Source organism: Pseudomonas sp. N-1-13 (assembly GCF_057787095.1).
Map to the genome: position 1 here is coordinate 1016858 of NZ_JBYNRI010000001.1, position 17650 is coordinate 1034507.

A 17650-nucleotide genomic window follows, 5' to 3' on the forward strand; every position below is an offset into this window, starting at 1 on the left:
TCCAGCTTCCGATGCAAAAAAAGCAGCCTGCGGGCTGCTTTTTTGTTGCCTGCGATTTGGTCTTTGAGCACCCTGCATCTCATCATTTCCATTTCGATGCCGCGTACGCACGCATCCCTCATGAGTTTTTATGCCAGCCATTGATCACCCGCTGATAGACCAGTTTCTCGACGCCCTGTGGCTGGAGAAGGGGCTGTCCGACAACACCCGCGATGCCTATCGCAGCGACTTGGCGCTGTTCAATGGCTGGTTGCAGGAACAAGGCCTGGAGCTGGCCAATGCCGGGCGAGAGTTGATCCTCGATCACCTGGCGTGGCGTCTGGAGCAGAACTACAAGCCGCGCTCGACCGCACGTTTTCTCTCGGGTTTGCGTGGGTTTTATCGTTATTTACTGCGGGAAAAGCTGATTGCGGTGGATCCGACCTTGCGCGTGGAGATGCCGCAGCTGGGGCGACCGTTACCCAAGTCCCTGTCTGAAGCTGATGTAGAGGCGCTGCTGGCGGCGCCGGATCTCAGCGAGGCCATCGGTCAGCGCGACCGGGCCATGCTGGAGGTTTTGTACGCGTGCGGCCTGCGGGTCACCGAGCTGATCAGTCTCACGCTGGAGCAGGTCAACCTGCGTCAAGGCGTGCTGCGGGTGATGGGCAAAGGCAGCAAGGAGCGTCTGGTGCCGATGGGCGAAGAGGCAATCGTCTGGGTCGAGCGCTACATGCGCGATGCGCGTCATGAACTGCTGGGCGGGCGTTCCAGTGACGTGCTGTTTCCCAGCCTGCGCGGCGAGCAGATGACTCGCCAGACCTTCTGGCACCGTATCAAGCACCAGGCCAAGGTGGCCGGGATCGGCAAGTCACTGTCCCCACACACCTTGCGCCATGCCTTCGCCACGCACCTGCTCAACCACGGCGCCGACTTGCGTGTGGTGCAGATGCTGCTGGGCCACAGCGACCTGTCCACCACTCAGATCTACACCCATGTGGCTCGGGCGCGGTTGCAGGATCTGCACGCCAAGCATCACCCCCGAGGCTGAATGAAGATCCCTGGATTGATGAGTACCCGATAGCCCATGTGGGAGCGAGCCTGCTCGCGATGACGGTGGCGCATTCAAAATCAATGCAAGCTGACCCACCGCTATCGCGAGCAGGCTCGCTCCCACAGGGAGTTGTGGTGAGCGCCAGATATGTGAACCCACGCCAGCACACAGAAAAAAGGCATCTATATGCCTTGTATCACCGGCATTCGGCCATGCGGGCCTTATGTGGTAGGCTTTGCCGGTTTGCACAGTGGGCGGTTGGAACCCGAATCTGCCGGTCGGCGTTCCCCGTCCCATTTGTCCGTCTCAGGAGCTCCCATGCGTTTGATCCAGATGTTCACCGCCGCCGCCATTGCGTTGGCCAGTACTGTTGCCATCGCCGACGACGCGGCCGACAAGGCTATCCGCAAGAGCCTGGAAAACCTTCAGATGGAGGTGCCGATCGAAACCATCACCGCCAGCCCCATGTCCGGCCTGTATGAAGTCAAGCTCCAGGGCAGCCGCGTGCTCTACGCCAGCGCCGACGGTCAGTACATCGTCCAGGGCAACCTGTTCGAGCTCAAGGGTGGCAAGCCGGTCAACCTCACCGAGAAGACCGAGCGCCAGGGCATTTCCAAGCTGATCAACGGTATTCCTGTTGCCGAAACCGTGGTTTACCCGGCGGTCGGCGAAACCAAGTCCCACATCACCGTTTTCACCGACACCACCTGCCCGTATTGCCACAAGCTGCACGCCGAAGTGCCGGAGCTGAACAAGCGCGGCATCGAAGTGCGCTATGTGGCGTTTCCGCGCCAGGGCCTGGGTTCACCGGGTGATGAGCAGTTGCAGGCGGTCTGGTGCTCCAAGGACAAAAAAGCGGCCATGGACAAGATGGTCGATGGCAAGGAAATCAAGGCCGCCAAGTGCGAAAACCCGGTTTCCAAGCAGTTCGCCCTCGGTCAGTCCATCGGTGTGAACGGTACGCCGGCCATCGTTTTGGCGGACGGCCAGGTGATTCCGGGCTACCAGCCGGCGCCACAAGTCGCCAAACTGGCCCTTGGTGCCAAATGATCATGGGCAGTGCGTTTATGAAGATCACGGCTCGGCGAAAACCTTCGTCGGGCCGTTAAACACAAAGTCGCGTTGCTGCGCGGCTGTATTTCACGGCCGACCTTGCGTCGGCCGTTTCATGGGGAGTCAAGAGTGAATCCGGTCAAAGTAGGCATCTGTGGGTTAGGTACCGTCGGTGGCGGCACCTTCAACGTACTTCAGCGCAACGCCGAGGAAATTGCTCGTCGTGCCGGGCGTGGAATCGAAGTGGCACAAATTGCCATGCGCACGCCAAAGCCTCAGTTCCAGACGACCGGTATTGCGATTACCAACGATGTCTTCGAAGTGGCCACGAACCCTGAGATCGACATCGTCATAGAGCTGATGGGCGGCTATACCGTTGCCCGCGAGCTGGTACTCAAGGCCATCGAGAATGGCAAGCATGTGGTCACCGCGAACAAGGCGCTTATCGCTGTTCACGGTAATGAGATTTTCGCCAAGGCGCGGGAAAAGGGCGTGATCGTTGCGTTCGAAGCCGCCGTGGCCGGTGGCATTCCGGTGATCAAGGCGATTCGTGAAGGCCTTTCGGCCAACCGCATCAACTGGGTCGCCGGGATCATCAACGGCACCGGGAACTTCATTCTCACCGAGATGCGCGAAAAGGGTCGCACCTTCGAAGACGTGCTCGCCGAGGCCCAGGCCCTGGGTTACGCAGAAGCCGATCCGACCTTTGACGTGGAAGGCATCGACGCGGCGCACAAGCTGACGATCCTGGCGTCTATCGCCTTTGGTATTCCGCTGCAATTCGACAAGGCCTACACCGAAGGCATCACCAAGCTGACCACCGCTGACGTGAACTACGCTGAAGCCTTGGGCTACCGCATCAAGCACCTGGGCGTAGCCCGTAGCACGGCCAGTGGCATTGAGTTGCGCGTGCACCCGACCTTGATCCCGGCCGATCGCCTGATCGCCAACGTCAACGGCGTGATGAACGCTGTGATGGTCAACGGCGACGCCGCGGGCTCCACGCTGTTCTACGGCGCTGGCGCCGGCATGGAACCGACCGCTTCCTCGGTGGTGGCCGACCTGGTGGATGTGGTGCGTGCGATGACCTCCGACCCGGAGAACCGTGTGCCGCACCTGGCTTTCCAGCCGGACTCGCTGTCGGATCATCCGATTCTTCCGATCGAAGCATGCGAAAGTGCCTACTACCTGCGTATCCAGGCCAAGGACCACCCAGGGGTACTGGCTCAGGTGGCGAGCATCCTTTCGGAGCGCGGCATCAACATCGAGTCGATCATGCAGAAGGAAGTCGAGGAACACGATGGCCTGGTGCCGATGATCCTGCTGACCCACCGAGTGGTCGAGCAGCGCATCAACGACGCGATCACCGCGTTGGAGGCTCTCCAGGGCGTCGTCGGGCCGGTGGTCCGTATCCGCGTCGAACACTTGAACTGAAGCAGCTACAAGCGACGAGCTGCACGCTACAAGTTAAAAGCAACCCCGCTTTACTTGTAGCTTTCAGCTCGTAGCTTGCAGCTCAAACCAAAGGTTTGCCCCTATGCGCTATATCAGCACCCGCGGCCAGGCACCGGCCCTGAATTTCGAAGATGTCCTGCTGGCCGGCCTGGCCACGGACGGCGGCCTCTATGTGCCGGAAAACCTGCCGCGTTTCACCCAGGAAGAGATCGCCTCCTGGGCCGGCTTGCCGTATCACGAACTGGCCTTCCGGGTCATGCGCCCGTTTGTCACCGGCAGCATCCCGGACGCCGACTTCAAGAAAATCCTGGAAGAGACCTATGGCGTCTTTTCCCACAACGCCATCGCGCCGTTGCGTCAGCTCAACGGTAACGAATGGGTGATGGAGCTGTTCCACGGCCCGACCCTGGCTTTCAAGGACTTCGCCCTGCAATTGCTCGGTCGTCTGCTGGACTACGTGCTGCAAAAGCGTGGCGAGCGTGTCGTGATTGTCGGTGCCACTTCCGGCGATACCGGTTCGGCCGCCATCGAAGGCTGCAAGCATTGCGAGAACGTCGACATCTTCATCCTGCACCCGCACAACCGTGTCTCGGAAGTGCAGCGTCGGCAGATGACGACGATTTTCGGCGATAACATCCATAACATCGCCATCGAAGGCAACTTCGATGACTGCCAGGAAATGGTCAAGGCCAGTTTTGCCGACCAGAGCTTCCTCAAAGGTACGCGGCTGGTCGCAGTGAACTCGATCAACTGGGCGCGGATCATGGCCCAGATCGTTTATTACTTCCACGCGGCCCTGCAACTGGGCGGCCCGGCCCGTTCGGTATCGTTCTCGGTGCCTACGGGTAACTTCGGCGATATCTTTGCCGGTTATCTGGCGCGCAACATGGGGCTGCCGATCAACCAGTTGATCGTCGCCACCAACCGCAACGACATCCTGCACCGCTTCATGAGCGGCAACCAGTACGTCAAGGAAACCCTGCACGCTACGCTGTCGCCGTCCATGGACATCATGGTGTCGTCGAACTTCGAGCGCTTGCTGTTCGACCTGCACGGTCGCAATGGCGCGGCAATTGCCGGCCTGATGGACAGCTTCCGGCAGGGCGGTGGTTTCAGCGTCGAGCCTGAGCGCTGGACCGAAGCGCGCAAGCTGTTTGACTCCCTGGCGGTGGATGATGCGCAAACCTGCGAGACCATTGCCGAGGTGTTCGAGCAGAGCGGTGAATTGCTCGATCCACATACGGCCATCGGTGTGAGAGCCGCTCGTGAGTGCCGTCGCAGTCTGGACATTCCGATGGTGATCCTGGGCACTGCTCATCCGGTCAAGTTTCCGGAAGCGGTGGAGAAGGCCGGTGTAGGAAAAGCGCTCGAACTACCCGCACATCTTTCTGATTTGTTTGAGCGAGATGAGCGTTGCACCGTGTTGCCTAATGACTTGAAAGCCGTGCAGGCCTTTGTCAGTCAGCATGGCAACCGCGGCAAGCCTCTCTGAGCGCTGAAACCTGTCACATTTTGAAGCCCGTCTCCTGACGGGCTTTCTTGTTTCTGCATGCCAAACTGATCGGGTTTTCGCCCTTGGAGGGACGGGCGAGTAATCTCGAAGGATATGCAGATGTTGTTTTTTATCAGACGCAAACCAGCCCTGGGCTGGATGATGGGCCTGGTCCTGGTGTTTTGGGCACTGGGGGTGGACGCCGCACAGTTGGCGACCTACGAAACGCCACCGTTCGGCCCCGGCGAACGGTTGGTGCTGGATCCGCAGGAATTGAAATGGATCGAGCAAAACCCGCAGGTCATCGTGGCCTCGATGCAGTTTCCGTTGTACCTGTTCAAGAATGAGCATGGGCAGTGGAACGGCCTGAACAACGACATTCTCCAGCGTATTGCGCGCATGACAGGCCTTGAGTTTGTGCATCGGGAGTCGTTCTCCCCTGAACAATTGCTGGCGATGCTGGAAAACGCAGAGGCCGACATGACGACCACGCTGGCGATGAACGACGAACGCAGGGATTTTCTGAGCTTCAGCCACGCCTTTGGCGGTTCCGGCTGGGTATTCGTCGGGCGCGACGGGGAGTCCGTCCCCGATTCGCTGGAGCAGCTCAATGGCAAGATCCTGGCATTGCCGGCACGGCATGCATTGGAGGCGCAGATCCGGCGCGACTACCCGGCCATCGAGTTGCGCACGGTCAAGACTTACGGGGAAGCGAGGGCCCTGGTGGAGAGCCGGGAGGCCCACGCCACCATTGAAAACGAAACCGGGGTGCACCTTTATCCGGCGGGACAATTGCGTGTAGGAAGAAGTCTGGAGGGCAAGTGGGAACCGGACTATCTGGCTGTACGTCAGGATCTGCTCCCATTGCTGAGTATTCTGAACAAGGCGCTGGAAGCTTTTCCGGCCGAAGAAATGCGGGCGCTGCGTTCCAAATGGATGGCCGGTATCGCCCCTGGCCAGGCGCCATCGGTCTGGTTGCGGATTTCCCGCTGGGGTTATTGGTGTGTGACGGTGGTCGTGTTGTTCGCTCTGCTGTCCCTGCTCTGGAACCGCCGCCTGCAGATACAAATCGACCAGCGCCTCAAGGCCGAGGCTGTCCTCAATGATCAGTTGATGCTCCAGAGGGCCTTGATGGATGCCATTCCCGATCCGATCTTCATTCGTGACCTGGAAGGGCGCCTGATCATGTGCAACAAGAGTTACGAAGAGCAGTTCGCGACGCGCTTTGAAAAGTTGCGGGGGACCCGGCTGACGGATTCCGCGGTGTTCCCGCCGGCGACTGCCGAGCTGCTGCATGGAGAGGTCATGGAACAACTGCGAACCGGCCAGTCCCGGTTCGTCGATCGTCAACTGATGTTCAGGAGTGGATTACGCAAAATCTATCATTGGTCGGTGCCTTTTTATGGGGCCGATGGGCAGTTGCGCGGTTTGCTGGGAGGCTGGATCGATGTCGGGCGCCGGTGGAACCGCGCTGAGCCATTGCTGGCTTGATGCAGGCTGCTCGTGAGGAAATTTCTTCAAGCGGTAGCTGTTGTTTGCCTGTCATATTGGACGCGCATGCTCGGTTGAACGACGTCGAGGTGTACCGGCTCGGTATGCGAACGAACTTTCTGCTGCGGCCCACGGTCATTTACTGTGAATACGCAGTTGTTTTCGGACTATTGAAGGGTGAGCGAATGGAAAGTATCAGCCTATTGCTGGGTGAGGCTTTGAGCCCGTATCAGGTGACGCTGACTCCCTCTGGCGCCAGGGGCGAGTGTCTGGTAACGCTGAAGAATGCCTCCGGGGCCATCATGGTCGAACGTATGTTCAACCAAGCGCAATTGACCGACAGACGCCAACTGACGGACGTGGTCGATGGCCTGCACCGCGACGTGCTGATTGCCGAGGGCCGGCTTGAGCCCTGTGTGATCGCGGCGCTGCGTAATCTGGCACGTGACAAGGTGATGGCTCTCCCAAATTGAACACTATTTCGTGGGAACCTTCCTACGTCCTGATGAGTCAGACCCTTTACCAGCAAGATCAAGCATTGTGCTCCGGTGCTTGTCGCTTGTTGTACGGACCTGAATGGTCGCGTTTAACCCCGAGTTGTCTCCCCACTTCTCGGGGTTTCTTTTTGCCCGGCGTTTAAGGTTTTAGCGTGCTCTGGCGCTGAGCGATGCCGAACCCTTGTGGGAGCGAGCCTGCTCGCGATTGCGGTGTGTCAGTCAATATCAAGTCGACTGAACCGACGCTATCGCGAGCAGGCTCGCTCCCACAGTTGATCTTCAGTGGCCACAGACTTTCGTTCACGGCATCAAATGGCGCCGTCGATGCGCAGTTGGGCGATCTGCTGTGCATCATAGCCAAGCTCGCCTAGCACTTGGGCATTGTGCTCACCCAGCGTCGGTCCCACCCATTCAGAGGTGCCCGGTGTGTCGGAGAGTTTCGGTACGATGCCCGGCATCTTGAACGCCTTGCCGTCCGGCAGCTTGGCCTGGAGAAACATTTCCCGGGCCAGGAACTGTGGATCGCTGAACATATCTTCGGCGCTGAAAATCCGGCTGGCCGGCACTCCCGCCTGGTTCAAATGCTCGATAACGGTATCGAGCGGGAGTGAATTGACCCAGCGATCGATGACCCCGTAAAGCTCATCGCGGCGGCTGTCGCGCCCGTCATTGCTGGCCAGTTGTGGGTCATTGGCCAGATCCTCACGGCCGATGACCTGCATGAAGCGCTTGAAGATCGCGTCGCCGTTGGCGCCAATCTGCACGTGCTTGCCATCGGCACTGGTGTGGATCGACGACGGGGTGATGCCGGGCATGATGTTGCCGGTGCGCTCACGGATGAAACCGAACACATCGAACTCCGGCACCATGCTTTCCATCATGGCGAAAATCGCCTCGTACAGCGCCACATCCACCACTTGCCCGGTTCCGCCGTTGACCTCGCGATGACGCAGCGCCATCAGTGCGCCAATCACGCCCCAGAGGGCGGCAATCGAATCGCCGATGGATATGCCGGTGCGCACCGGTGGCCGGTCTTCGAACCCGGTGATGTAACGCAGGCCGCCCATGGACTCGCCCACTGCGCCAAACCCGGGCTGATCTTTCATCGGCCCGGTCTGACCGAAGCCCGAGAGCCGCACCATGACCAGCTTCGGGTTCAGCGCATGCAATACATCCCAGCCCAGGCCGAGCTTTTCCAACACGCCGGGGCGAAAGTTCTCGATCAGGATGTCGGCTTCGCCGATCAGCTTTTTCAGAATCGCCAGACCTTCAGGGTGCTTGAGGTTCAGGGTCAGGGATTTCTTGTTCCGCGCCTGGACGAACCACCACAAGGACGTGCCTTCATACAGCTTGCGCCATTTACGTAACGGGTCGCCGCCATCGGGCGATTCGACCTTGATCACCTCGGCACCGAATTCACCGCAGATCCGCGAGGCAAAAGGTCCGGCGATCAAGGTGCCGAGTTCGATGACTTTGACGCCCGCAAGGGGTTTGGCAGTAAGCGACATGACGGATCCTGTAGAACAAAGGCAGAACGAAAGAGCGTTTTATCATAGGCCGGCGTCAGTCGCCGCAGGTTGATGGTCGGCAATTCGTGGAATGCCCTCCTCATCGGTTAGACTTGCCGCCTTTCCTCGTATCAAGAAGCCCGTTCATGGCCCAGCCGTCCACGACCTATAAGTTTGAACTGAACCTCACCGACCTCGACCGCAGTGTGTACGAGAACGTGAAGCAGACCATCGCCCGTCATCCTTCGGAAACCGAAGAACGCATGACCGTGCGCCTGTTGGCCTACGCTTTCTGGTACAACGAGCTGCTGGCATTTGGCCGAGGTCTGTCGGATGTCGATGAACCTGCGCTGTGGGAAAAAAGCCTGGATGACCGTGTGCTGCACTGGATCGAAGTGGGCCAACCCGACGCCGACCGCCTGACCTGGTGCTCGCGACGCACTGAACGCACCAGCCTGCTGGCCTACGGCAGCCTGCGAGTCTGGGAAGGCAAGGTGATCCCGGCGGTAAAGAACCTCAAGAACGTCAACATCGCCGCCGTGCCCCAGGAAGTGCTGGAGACGCTCGCTAAGGATATGCCCCGCGTGATCAAGTGGGATGTGATGATCAGCGAGGGGACGATTTTCGTGACCGATGATCGCGGCCAGCATGAAGTCCAATTGCAATGGTTGCTGGGTGAGCGCGGCTGAGCCATTGACCCGGTATTGAGTGAGCCCTTGTGGGAGCGGGCTTGCTCGCGAAGGCGGCAGATCAGTTTGCATTGATGTTGAATGTGCCGCCGCTTTCGCGAGCAAGCCCGCTCCCACCCAAGCTTTCCTTGCCACAACCTTCACGATTTCCAGAGAAAACTTTGTCACCCCATGCGCATAGAACCCCGCCAGCTACCCGACACCCTGCCATTCCTCGGTGACCTGCCACCCCTGTTGACGCGCCTGTATGCGGCCCGTGGCGTGCAGTCCGAGGCTGAACTGGACAAGAGCCTGGCGCGCTTGATTCCTTATCAGCAACTCAAGGGTATCGACGCGGCCGTGGATCTGTTGGTGGTGGCGCTGGAGCAGCGCCAGCGCATCCTGATCGTCGGCGACTTCGATGCCGACGGGGCGACAGCCAGCACGGTGGGCATGTTGGGCCTGCGTTTGCTCGGTGCGGCCCATGTCGATTATCTGGTACCCAATCGCTTCGAGTATGGCTACGGACTGACCCCGGAAATTGTCGAGGTCGCCCTGACCCGTGAGCCGCAGTTGCTGATCACCGTGGACAACGGCATTTCCAGCGTCGAAGGTGTGGCAGCGGCGAAAGCGGCGGGGCTCAAAGTGCTGGTTACCGACCACCATTTGCCGGGCCTCGAACTGCCGGTGGCGGATGCCATCGTCAACCCGAACCAGCCGGGCTGTGAGTTCCCGAGCAAGGCATTGGCCGGTGTCGGTGTGATCTTTTATGTGCTGATGGCCTTGCGGGCGCGTCTGCGCAGCCTGGGCCGGTATGCCAGCAGCCCCCAGCCAAACATCGGCGAACTGCTGGATCTGGTGGCACTGGGCAGCGTGGCGGATGTGGTGCCTCTGGACGCCAACAACCGGATCCTGGTGCATCAGGGCCTGGAACGCATTCGTGCAGGGCGCGCCCGACCCGGCATCAAGGCGATCCTGGAAGTGGCCAGGCGCGATCATTCTCGTATCACTTCCACGGACCTCGGGTTTATCCTCGGCCCGCGCCTGAACGCAGCCGGGCGTCTGGACGACATGAGCCTGGGCATCGAATGCCTGCTCACTGACGATCCGGCCTTGGCGCGGGAGATGGCGGCGCAACTGGACGGCATGAACCAGGATCGCAAATCCATCGAACAGGGCATGCAGCGTGAAGCGCTGGCCCAGCTCAAGGACTTGCCGGTGGAGTCCATGCCGTTCGGTCTATGTCTGTTCGATCCTCAGTGGCACCAGGGCGTTATCGGGATCCTCGCCTCGCGGATGAAGGAGCGGTATTTCCGCCCAACCATTGCTTTTGCCGATGCCGGAGACGGCCTGCTCAAGGGCTCGGGGCGCTCGGTGCCGGGTTTTCATATTCGTGATGCCCTGAGTGTGGTGGCGGCGCAACATCCAACGCTGATCAGCAAGTATGGCGGCCACGCCATGGCGGCGGGCCTGACGTTGGCGCAAGAGAATTTTCCACTGTTCGCCGAGGCGTTCGACGCTGAAGTCCGCCGGCAATTGCGCGAAGAAGACCTGACCGGGCGCCTGTTGTCGGACGGCACCCTGGCGGTGGAAGAGTTTCACCTGGAGCTGGCTCGGGCGCTGCGTCACGCCGGGCCCTGGGGGCAGCATTTCCCGGAGCCGATGTTTCACGGTGTGTTCCAGTTGGTCGAGCAGCGCGTGGTGGGCGAACGGCACCTCAAGGTCGTCCTCAAAAGCGAATGCGGCTCGGTGAAACTGGACGGTATCGCCTTCGGCATCGACCGCGATATCTGGCCAAACCCCACTGTGCGCTGGGTGGAACTGGCCTACAAACTCGACCTCAACGAGTTTCGCGGCCAGGAAACGGTGCAGTTGATGATTGCCCATATCGAACCGCGGTAGACACGCCGCCATCTTGCGTTCGTACTCTGTGGCGAGGGAGCTTGCTCCCGCTGGACGCGCCAGCGTCCCCTTGCGATGTGATGGCTGCAATGCCGGGGCTGCTTCGCAGCCCAGCGGGAGCAAGCTCCCTCGCCACAGGGGTACACCATTGCGTCACACCGTCGATTTTTAAGTTCTGAACCCTCCCGCCTCCCAGGTTGTCGACTAGGCTCTAAGCACTGCTTGATAGCCCTTGTGACGTCTTGTCGGATTTCTTTGCCCGCGGGGGCGGGTGTTGCACCTTTTGTCACTCGTCGACTTTTCAAACAGAACCCTGGAGCCTGCCCACTGATTCGAGAGGTGCCCCATGAGTCTGCTGCTGGAACCCTATACCCTTCGCCAATTGACCCTGCCCAATCGCATCGCGGTGTCGCCGATGTGCCAGTACTCGAGCGCCGATGGCCTGGCCAATGACTGGCACCTGGTACACCTCGGCAGCCGCGCCGTGGGCGGTGCCGGCCTGGTGTTCACCGAAGCCACTGCCGTCACTGCCGACGGCCGCATTACTGATCAGGACCTGGGGTTGTGGAACGATGAACAGATCGGCCCCCTGCAACGCATCACCCGCTTCATCACCGCTCAAGGGGCCGTGCCCGGCATTCAACTGGCCCACGCCGGACGCAAGGCCAGCACCTGGCGACCCTGGCTCGGTAAGCATGGCAGCGTAAAACCGGAGGAGGGCGGCTGGGTTCCGGTCGGCCCGTCGCCGATTGCCTTCGATCCGCAGCACACCCAGCCGATCCAACTGGACGAGGGGCAGATTGCCGGTGTCATCCAGGCGTTCGTGGAGGCGGCCAAACGTAGCCTGACGGCCGGGTTCAAAGTCGTGGAAGTCCATGCAGCCCACGGTTATCTGCTGCATCAATTCCTGTCTCCCTTGAGCAATCAGCGGCGCGATCAATACGGCGGCTCGTTCGAGAATCGCATCCGGCTGGTGCTGCAAGTGACCGAAGCGGTCCGGGCGGTATGGCCTGAGGAATTGCCGGTGTTCGTGCGCGTATCGGCCACCGACTGGGTCGAGGATGGCTGGAACCCGGATGAAACCGTGGAGCTGGCGCGGCGATTCAGGGCGCTGGGGGTGGACCTGATCGATGTGTCATCGGGCGGCACCGCTGTGAATGCGGAAATTCCCACCGGTCCGGGGTATCAGACGCGCTTTGCCGAACGGGTGCGCAAGGAGTCGGAAATCGCCACCGGCACTGTCGGCATGATTACCGAACCGGCCCAGGCCGAGCACATCTTGCGGACCTGCCAGGCCGACATCATTTTCCTGGCCCGCGAACTGTTGCGTGATCCGTACTGGGCGTTGCATGCCGATGATGACCTGGGGGGCCGCAAGGCCACGTGGCCAGCGCAGTATCAGAGAGCCACGCATCGGGACCAGCCGATTCATGAGTCGGATTTGCGCGATTAAGGGTTAGCTTGAAACAAAAAGCCCCGGTCGTTTTGGCCGGGGCTTTTGTTTATTGGGCTGGATGGTACGGCGTCTGTACGTGCCTCATCGCGAGCAGGCTCGCTCCCACAGTGGATTGGTGTTATTCACAGAATTTGTGATCCACACCCCACCCTGTGGGAGCGAGCCTGCTCGCGATGGCGTCATCCCTGACGCGCAAGGATCAAGGGTATCTACGCTTATCCGGCGCCGGCGGGAAGTACTGGTACAGCCAGGTCTCGCTCAAGGTCCGGTCATTGGTGCGCAGGAACAGGCGCATCTCCACCGGGTCCACGCGGTCGTCGGTCGGGTACCAGTCGAAGGTGATGCGGTAACCCTTGATCGCATCGAGCACCAGCACGTTGAAGTCCTTCACCTCGCCGTGGGAGCAGGTCACTACCGGTTCGATACCGGTGCCAGGGGGGAGCTGGTCGAGGCCGCCGCCGTTGAAGTCCACGGCAAAACGTCGGACCCAGACGGTGGGGTAGTGCTCGCCCGGTGCCCAGCCTTCGATGAAGCCGCCCATGCCTGAACGGGTCGCGTTGACCTGGGCCAGCTCGGTGCTCACCGGTGGCAAGGCGCTCCAATAGAGCTTGTAGCCGTAGTTCAGCGATTCACCGGCAGCGACCGGCTTCTTCGGCGTCCAGAATGCGACGATGTTGTCCAGGGTTTCACCGGTCGTAGGAATTTCCAGCAGATCGACCGAGCCTTCGCCCCAGGCCGTTGTCGGTTCGACCCACAGGCTCGGGCGCTTGCTGTACCAGTCCACGGTGTCCTGGTAGCTGGCGAAGTCGTGATCGGTCTGCACCAGGCCGAAGCCTTTGGGGTTGTTGTCGGCGAAGGCGTTGAACTGCAGGGTGGCGGGGTTGTTCAGCGGGCGACAAACCCACTCGCCATTGCCGCGCCACATCGCCAGCCGGTCGGAGTCGTGAATTTGCGGGTGGATGGTGTCGCACATGCGCCGCTCAACGGTGCCACAGCTGAACATACTGGTCATCGGCGCGATGCCCAATTGCTCGATGGCGGTACGGGCATTGATGTGCGCATCGATTTCCATCACGACGCGGGTGGGCTGACAATCGATGTCAAAACGATAGGCGCCGGTGGCGCTGGGCGAGTCGAGCAGGGCGTAGACCACGAAACGGGTACTGTTCTTGTCCGGGATTTCGAACCAGAACTTGGTGAAGTCCGGGAATTCCTCACGCTTCTTGGCGTAAGTGTCGATGGCCAGGCCCCGGGCCGACAATCCGTACTGGCCGGTGTTGTCCACGGCGCGGAAATAACTGGCCCCCAGAAACGAAACGATATCGTGCCGGTCCAGCTCCGGCGCCTTGAACACCCTGAACCCTGAGAAGCCCAGGTCTCCGGTCAACTGCGAAGTGTTGACCGTGGTTTTCTCATAGTTGAACAACTCCGGGCGGAAGTGCACTTCACGGGCCATGCGGGTCTTGGCATCGACACTGTACATGCGCACCGGTTGCTTGAAGCCCATGCCGACGTGGAAAAACTGCACGTCCAGTTGACCGTCCAGCTCCTTCCACAGCGAGTGGTTGGCGTCGTAGCGGATGGCGTTGAATTGCAGCGGGGACATCATCGCCAGTGTCGGCGGCAAAACTTGCTTGGTGTCGACGTAACGGCTCTTGGCCAGTTCCCGGGCCTGTTCTTTCAACCCATTGAAATCGAAAGGACGGGCCTCGCCGTCGGCGGTCCGGTCAGCAGCCCAGGCGCGTGCGGCCATAAGCCCTGAGGCCGAAAGCCCGGTGTAGGCAGCGAAAGCCATGGACGCCTTGAGCAGATTCCTGCGGTGCATAAATACAACCTTTCTGGAAACAATCCCGAGCCTTTCCTGGCAACAGAGACTGGTAAAGAAGTTCGGACATGCCTTTGGCCAAACGCGACGGACGTTAGAACAGATACCTGAGAGCTGGATCGGTTCACCGAGGCGCAAAATCATAGGGGATACGTGGCACGGGAGAGAGAGGAAAGCGTGGTTTAGTTAAATTTCCTTACAGATATTTCCTTTTTTAACGGGTAACTCTGCATTTTTTGACTAATTACTCTAAAACTCCCTGTTCACGGTGTGAATCCTCCCTATCCTTTAGCGTGATAGAGGTTGAACCCGCGGATTCAGCAGGTGCTATCGGTCAATTCGACGTACAGAAGGACAAGGCTCAATGACAAAAATACAGGGCATCACCCAATTGCTGGGGATCCTTCCATGCTTGACGAGCGCGCGCCGGACCCGGCCGCTCAGCATGGACGAACTAAGACTGGTGGAACGCTATCGCGAACTGTCGGAAAACGACCGGATCGCCATGCGTTGCCTGATGGATGCGATGCGCAGTGTTTCGAGGTTTTGAATGAGTGCGGATCAGCTCGTAGAGAGCTCGGATTGCGCCTTTATCCATCTTTCTGGTTTCACATCAGCCAGTAGGAGGCGGAAAAAATAACGTGCTGGCCGATTTTTTTATCGGTGCCCATGCGGCTGTGAATGGCCTGCCTTTGCTCACTCGTGATGCCAAACGCTACCGAAGTTATTTTCCCTCAGTGGCGTTGGTAGTGCCGTCATGACACTTGAACCGCCACGACCAGACTCTGCCGTCCGGCCGTGGTAGTCGTTCTTTGGTTCAATGCTTGAACATCACATGCCGCACTACTGTGTAGTCCTCCAGTCCATACATCGACATGTCCTTGCCATAACCGGAACGTTTCTGACCGCCATGGGGCATTTCGCTGACGAGCATGAAGTGGGTGTTCACCCAGGTGCAGCCATATTGCAGGCGTGCCGCCAAGCGATGGGCGCGGCCGATGTCAGCGGTCCAGACTGAAGACGCCAGGCCGTAGTCCGAGTCGTTGGCCCAGGCCAGCACCTGCGCTTCGTCGATGAACGGTGTGACGGACACCACCGGCCCAAAAACCTCGCGGCGCACGATTTCGTCGTCCTGCTGGGCGTCGGCCAATACCGTTGGTTCAAAGAAGAATCCGTTGCCGTCCACGGCCTTGCCACCGGTAATCAGGCGAATATGCGACTGGGCGATGGCCCGTTCGACAAAGCCGGCCACGCGGTCGCGGTGCTGGGCAGTGATCAGCGGCCCCATCTCGGTGTCCGGGGCGGTTTGCAGGCCGTATTTGATGCTGGCCACCGCCGCACCGAGTTTCTCGACGAACCTGTCGTAGATGCCTTGTTGGGCGTAAATGCGGCAGGCAGCGGTGCAGTCCTGGCCGGCATTGTAGAAACCGAAGGTGCGGATGCCTTCCACGGCTGCGTCAATGTCGGCATCGTCGAAAATGATCACCGGGGCCTTGCCGCCCAGTTCCATGTGGGTGCGTTTGACGCTGTCGGCGGTGCTGGAAATGATGTTCGCGCCTGTGGCGATGGAGCCGGTCAGCGAAACCATGCGCACCTTTGCGTGAGTGACCAACGGTTGCCCGACCGTCTGACCACGACCGAACAGCACGTTGAGTACACCCGCGGGGAAAATTTCCGACGCCAGTTCCGCCAGCCGCAACGCCGTCAGTGGGGTCTGCTCCGAGGGTTTGAGCACTACGGTGTTACCGGCGGCCAGGGCTGGGGCGATTTTCCAGGCGACCATCATCAACGGGTAATTCCACGGCGCGATGGAGGCGATCACGCCCACCGGATCGCGGCGGATCATCGACGTGTGCCCCGGCAGGTATTCGCCACCCGCCGAGCCGCTCATGCAACGGCTGGCGCCGGCAAAGAAACGGAACACGTCGGCAATTGCCGGGATCTCGTCGTTCAGCACGGCGTTCAAAGGTTTGCCGCAATTGTCCGATTCGAGCCTGGCCAGTTCTTCGCCGTGGGCTTCGATGGTGTCGGCCAGCTTGAGCAGGAGCAGGGAGCGGTCCTTGGGCGATACCTGGGACCAGCTTTGGAAGGCACTGTCGGCCGCGCGCACGGCGGCATCGACCTGAGCTTCGCTGGCTTCGTTGATTTCCACCAGCACCCGGCCCAGCGCGGGGTTGAACACGGCCTGGCCGGGCCCGTCGCCGTTCACCAGGTGACCATTGATCAGCAGTTTGGTTTGCATGTCCAAGCCCTCGTCAAAGCTGTTTTTGCTGCGGTTTTTCAGTTGATTCGAGTCTATATCGTTTTATCGGGTTCGCCGCAGCCACAGGAAAATTGGCAAGCAACATCTCGAAGCACTCTCACCGACAGACTCGGGCACTTTCGAACTAGGCTGATTGCCTTAATGATCCGGTTACCCGAATGCGTGGAGGCAGCAAATGAACACCCGTGGATTGCTCGATCAGCTTCTCAAGTCCGGTCAGGAAATGTTGCAGAACAAGGCTGGCGGCTCCCAAGGCAAGTCATCCGGCGGCCTGGGCGGTTTGCTCGGCGGTGGTGCTGGCAATTTGGGCGGGATGCTCTCTGGCGCGGGTGGCGGGGCGCTGGCCGCCGGAGCCATGGGCCTGTTGCTGGGCAACAAGAAGGCTCGCCAGTTTGGCGGCAAGGCCCTGACCTATGGTGGTCTGGCGGCATTGGGCGTGATCGCCTACAAGGCCTATGGCAATTGGCAAGCCCAGCAGGGCAGTGCGCCGAAAACTGAACCGCAGACGCTGGATCGTCTTCCCCCGGCCCAGGTCGAGCAGCACAGCCAGGCGATCCTCACGGCCCTGGTGGCGGCGGCCAAGGCCGATGGCCATGTCGACGAGCGTGAAAAGCAGTTGATCGAAGGCGAGTTCACCAAGCTCGACAACGATCAGGAGCTGCAACACTGGCTGCACGCCGAGCTCAACAAACCCCTGGACCCCGCCGACGTCGCCCGGGCCGCCAGCACGCCGGAAATGGCCGCCGAGATGTACATCGCCAGTGTGATGCTGGTGGATGAGGAAAACTTCATGGAGAAATCCTACCTCGATGAACTGGCGCGCCAGCTCAAACTGGAGCCGGGGTTGAAGACTGAGCTGGAGAAGCAGGTACGTCAGGCGTCTCTTTGAGTCAGGCCTGACCCTTGGGTAAACATCACCTCTTGTGGGAGCGAGCCTGCTCGCGATAGCGGTATGTCAGTCGACACTATTATTGACTGATGCATCGCAATCGCGAGCAGGTTCGCTCCCA

The 17650-nt window shown here is 60.0% G+C and carries 14 protein-coding genes; 11 read left to right on the plus strand and 3 right to left on the minus strand.

Features of this window, described 5'->3' with window-relative positions; all coding sequences use genetic code 11:
* Positions 1-130 precede the first annotated feature (130 nt).
* The 6 genes from xerD to AC3I65_RS04665 all read left to right on the plus strand — a co-directional run bounded on the left by xerD (position 131) and on the right by AC3I65_RS04665 (position 6994).
* Entirely contained in the window at positions 131-1027 is an 897-nt protein-coding gene (gene xerD / locus AC3I65_RS04640) for a site-specific tyrosine recombinase XerD (RefSeq protein WP_488523502.1), read from the plus strand.
* A gap of 321 nt (positions 1028-1348) precedes the next feature.
* A complete protein-coding gene (gene dsbC / locus AC3I65_RS04645) occupies positions 1349-2080 on the plus strand; it encodes a bifunctional protein-disulfide isomerase/oxidoreductase DsbC (RefSeq protein ID WP_092402674.1) in 732 nt (243 codons plus the stop codon).
* 132 nt (positions 2081-2212) lie between these two features.
* Complete coding sequence (locus tag AC3I65_RS04650) at positions 2213-3517, plus strand: homoserine dehydrogenase (protein WP_047227506.1); 1305 nt, start codon at positions 2213-2215, stop codon at positions 3515-3517.
* 103 nt (positions 3518-3620) lie between these two features.
* Positions 3621-5030, plus strand: a complete 1410-nt coding sequence (gene thrC, locus AC3I65_RS04655) for a threonine synthase (RefSeq protein ID WP_047227507.1) — start codon at positions 3621-3623, stop codon at positions 5028-5030.
* Positions 5031-5150: 120 nt separating this feature from the next.
* On the plus strand, positions 5151-6521 hold the full coding sequence (locus AC3I65_RS04660) for a transporter substrate-binding domain-containing protein (protein ID WP_047227508.1): 1371 nt from the start codon (positions 5151-5153) through the stop codon (positions 6519-6521).
* Positions 6522-6706: 185 nt separating this feature from the next.
* On the plus strand, positions 6707-6994 hold the full coding sequence (locus tag AC3I65_RS04665) for a DUF3509 domain-containing protein (RefSeq protein ID WP_047227509.1): 288 nt from the start codon (positions 6707-6709) through the stop codon (positions 6992-6994).
* A gap of 332 nt (positions 6995-7326) precedes the next feature.
* Here AC3I65_RS04665 and AC3I65_RS04670 read toward each other — a convergent pair whose 3' ends face one another.
* The gene (locus AC3I65_RS04670) at positions 7327-8526 is read right to left on the minus strand and encodes a CaiB/BaiF CoA transferase family protein (RefSeq protein WP_047227510.1); all 1200 of its coding nucleotides are present in this window, start codon (positions 8524-8526) and stop codon (positions 7327-7329) included.
* Between the two features lie 146 nt (positions 8527-8672).
* Here AC3I65_RS04670 and AC3I65_RS04675 point away from each other — a divergent pair, with 146 nt between their 5' ends.
* From AC3I65_RS04675 to AC3I65_RS04685, 3 genes are all read left to right on the plus strand, one after another.
* Positions 8673-9215, plus strand: a complete 543-nt coding sequence (locus tag AC3I65_RS04675) for a YaeQ family protein (RefSeq protein ID WP_047227511.1) — start codon at positions 8673-8675, stop codon at positions 9213-9215.
* 171 nt (positions 9216-9386) lie between these two features.
* Positions 9387-11096: a single-stranded-DNA-specific exonuclease RecJ gene (recJ, locus tag AC3I65_RS04680; RefSeq protein ID WP_488523503.1), complete on the plus strand. Its 1710-nt coding sequence runs from the start codon at positions 9387-9389 to the stop codon at positions 11094-11096.
* Positions 11097-11442: 346 nt separating this feature from the next.
* Positions 11443-12549, plus strand: coding sequence for an NADH:flavin oxidoreductase/NADH oxidase (locus AC3I65_RS04685; RefSeq protein WP_047227513.1), 1107 nt, complete (start codon positions 11443-11445; stop codon positions 12547-12549).
* Between the two features lie 202 nt (positions 12550-12751).
* Here AC3I65_RS04685 and AC3I65_RS04690 read toward each other — a convergent pair whose 3' ends face one another.
* Entirely contained in the window at positions 12752-14377 is a 1626-nt protein-coding gene (locus AC3I65_RS04690; protein ID WP_488523504.1) for a glucan biosynthesis protein D, read from the minus strand.
* Between the two features lie 364 nt (positions 14378-14741).
* Here AC3I65_RS04690 and AC3I65_RS04695 point away from each other — a divergent pair, with 364 nt between their 5' ends.
* Positions 14742-14927, plus strand: a complete 186-nt coding sequence (locus AC3I65_RS04695) for a hypothetical protein (RefSeq protein WP_047227515.1) — start codon at positions 14742-14744, stop codon at positions 14925-14927.
* 267 nt (positions 14928-15194) lie between these two features.
* Here the strand turns inward: AC3I65_RS04695 and AC3I65_RS04700 are convergent, their stop codons facing one another.
* Positions 15195-16619: a gamma-aminobutyraldehyde dehydrogenase gene (locus AC3I65_RS04700; RefSeq protein WP_047227516.1), complete on the minus strand. Its 1425-nt coding sequence runs from the start codon at positions 16617-16619 to the stop codon at positions 15195-15197.
* Between the two features lie 196 nt (positions 16620-16815).
* Between AC3I65_RS04700 and AC3I65_RS04705 the strand changes: the two genes are divergently transcribed.
* Positions 16816-17529 (plus strand): tellurite resistance TerB family protein, encoded by a 714-nt coding sequence (locus tag AC3I65_RS04705; protein ID WP_047227517.1) that lies wholly within the window; start codon positions 16816-16818, stop codon positions 17527-17529.
* The last annotated feature ends 121 nt before the right edge of the window (positions 17530-17650 follow it).

Bases quoted from the DNA above. Each gene is read 5' to 3' on its own strand.
- xerD (WP_488523502.1), top strand. From the start codon at position 131: ATGCCAGCCATTGATCACCCGCTGATAGACCAGTTTCTCGACGCCCTG.
- AC3I65_RS04695 (WP_047227515.1), top strand. From the start codon at position 14,742: ATGACAAAAATACAGGGCATCACCCAATTGCTGGGGATCCTTCCATGC.
- thrC (WP_047227507.1), top strand. From the start codon at position 3,621: ATGCGCTATATCAGCACCCGCGGCCAGGCACCGGCCCTGAATTTCGAA.
- AC3I65_RS04675 (WP_047227511.1), top strand. From the start codon at position 8,673: ATGGCCCAGCCGTCCACGACCTATAAGTTTGAACTGAACCTCACCGAC.
- AC3I65_RS04690 (WP_488523504.1), bottom strand. From the start codon at position 14,377: ATGCACCGCAGGAATCTGCTCAAGGCGTCCATGGCTTTCGCTGCCTAC.
- AC3I65_RS04665 (WP_047227509.1), top strand. From the start codon at position 6,707: ATGGAAAGTATCAGCCTATTGCTGGGTGAGGCTTTGAGCCCGTATCAG.
- AC3I65_RS04700 (WP_047227516.1), bottom strand. From the start codon at position 16,619: ATGCAAACCAAACTGCTGATCAATGGTCACCTGGTGAACGGCGACGGG.
- AC3I65_RS04705 (WP_047227517.1), top strand. From the start codon at position 16,816: ATGAACACCCGTGGATTGCTCGATCAGCTTCTCAAGTCCGGTCAGGAA.
- AC3I65_RS04685 (WP_047227513.1), top strand. From the start codon at position 11,443: ATGAGTCTGCTGCTGGAACCCTATACCCTTCGCCAATTGACCCTGCCC.
- dsbC (WP_092402674.1), top strand. From the start codon at position 1,349: ATGCGTTTGATCCAGATGTTCACCGCCGCCGCCATTGCGTTGGCCAGT.
- recJ (WP_488523503.1), top strand. From the start codon at position 9,387: ATGCGCATAGAACCCCGCCAGCTACCCGACACCCTGCCATTCCTCGGT.
- AC3I65_RS04670 (WP_047227510.1), bottom strand. From the start codon at position 8,526: ATGTCGCTTACTGCCAAACCCCTTGCGGGCGTCAAAGTCATCGAACTC.
- AC3I65_RS04660 (WP_047227508.1), top strand. From the start codon at position 5,151: ATGTTGTTTTTTATCAGACGCAAACCAGCCCTGGGCTGGATGATGGGC.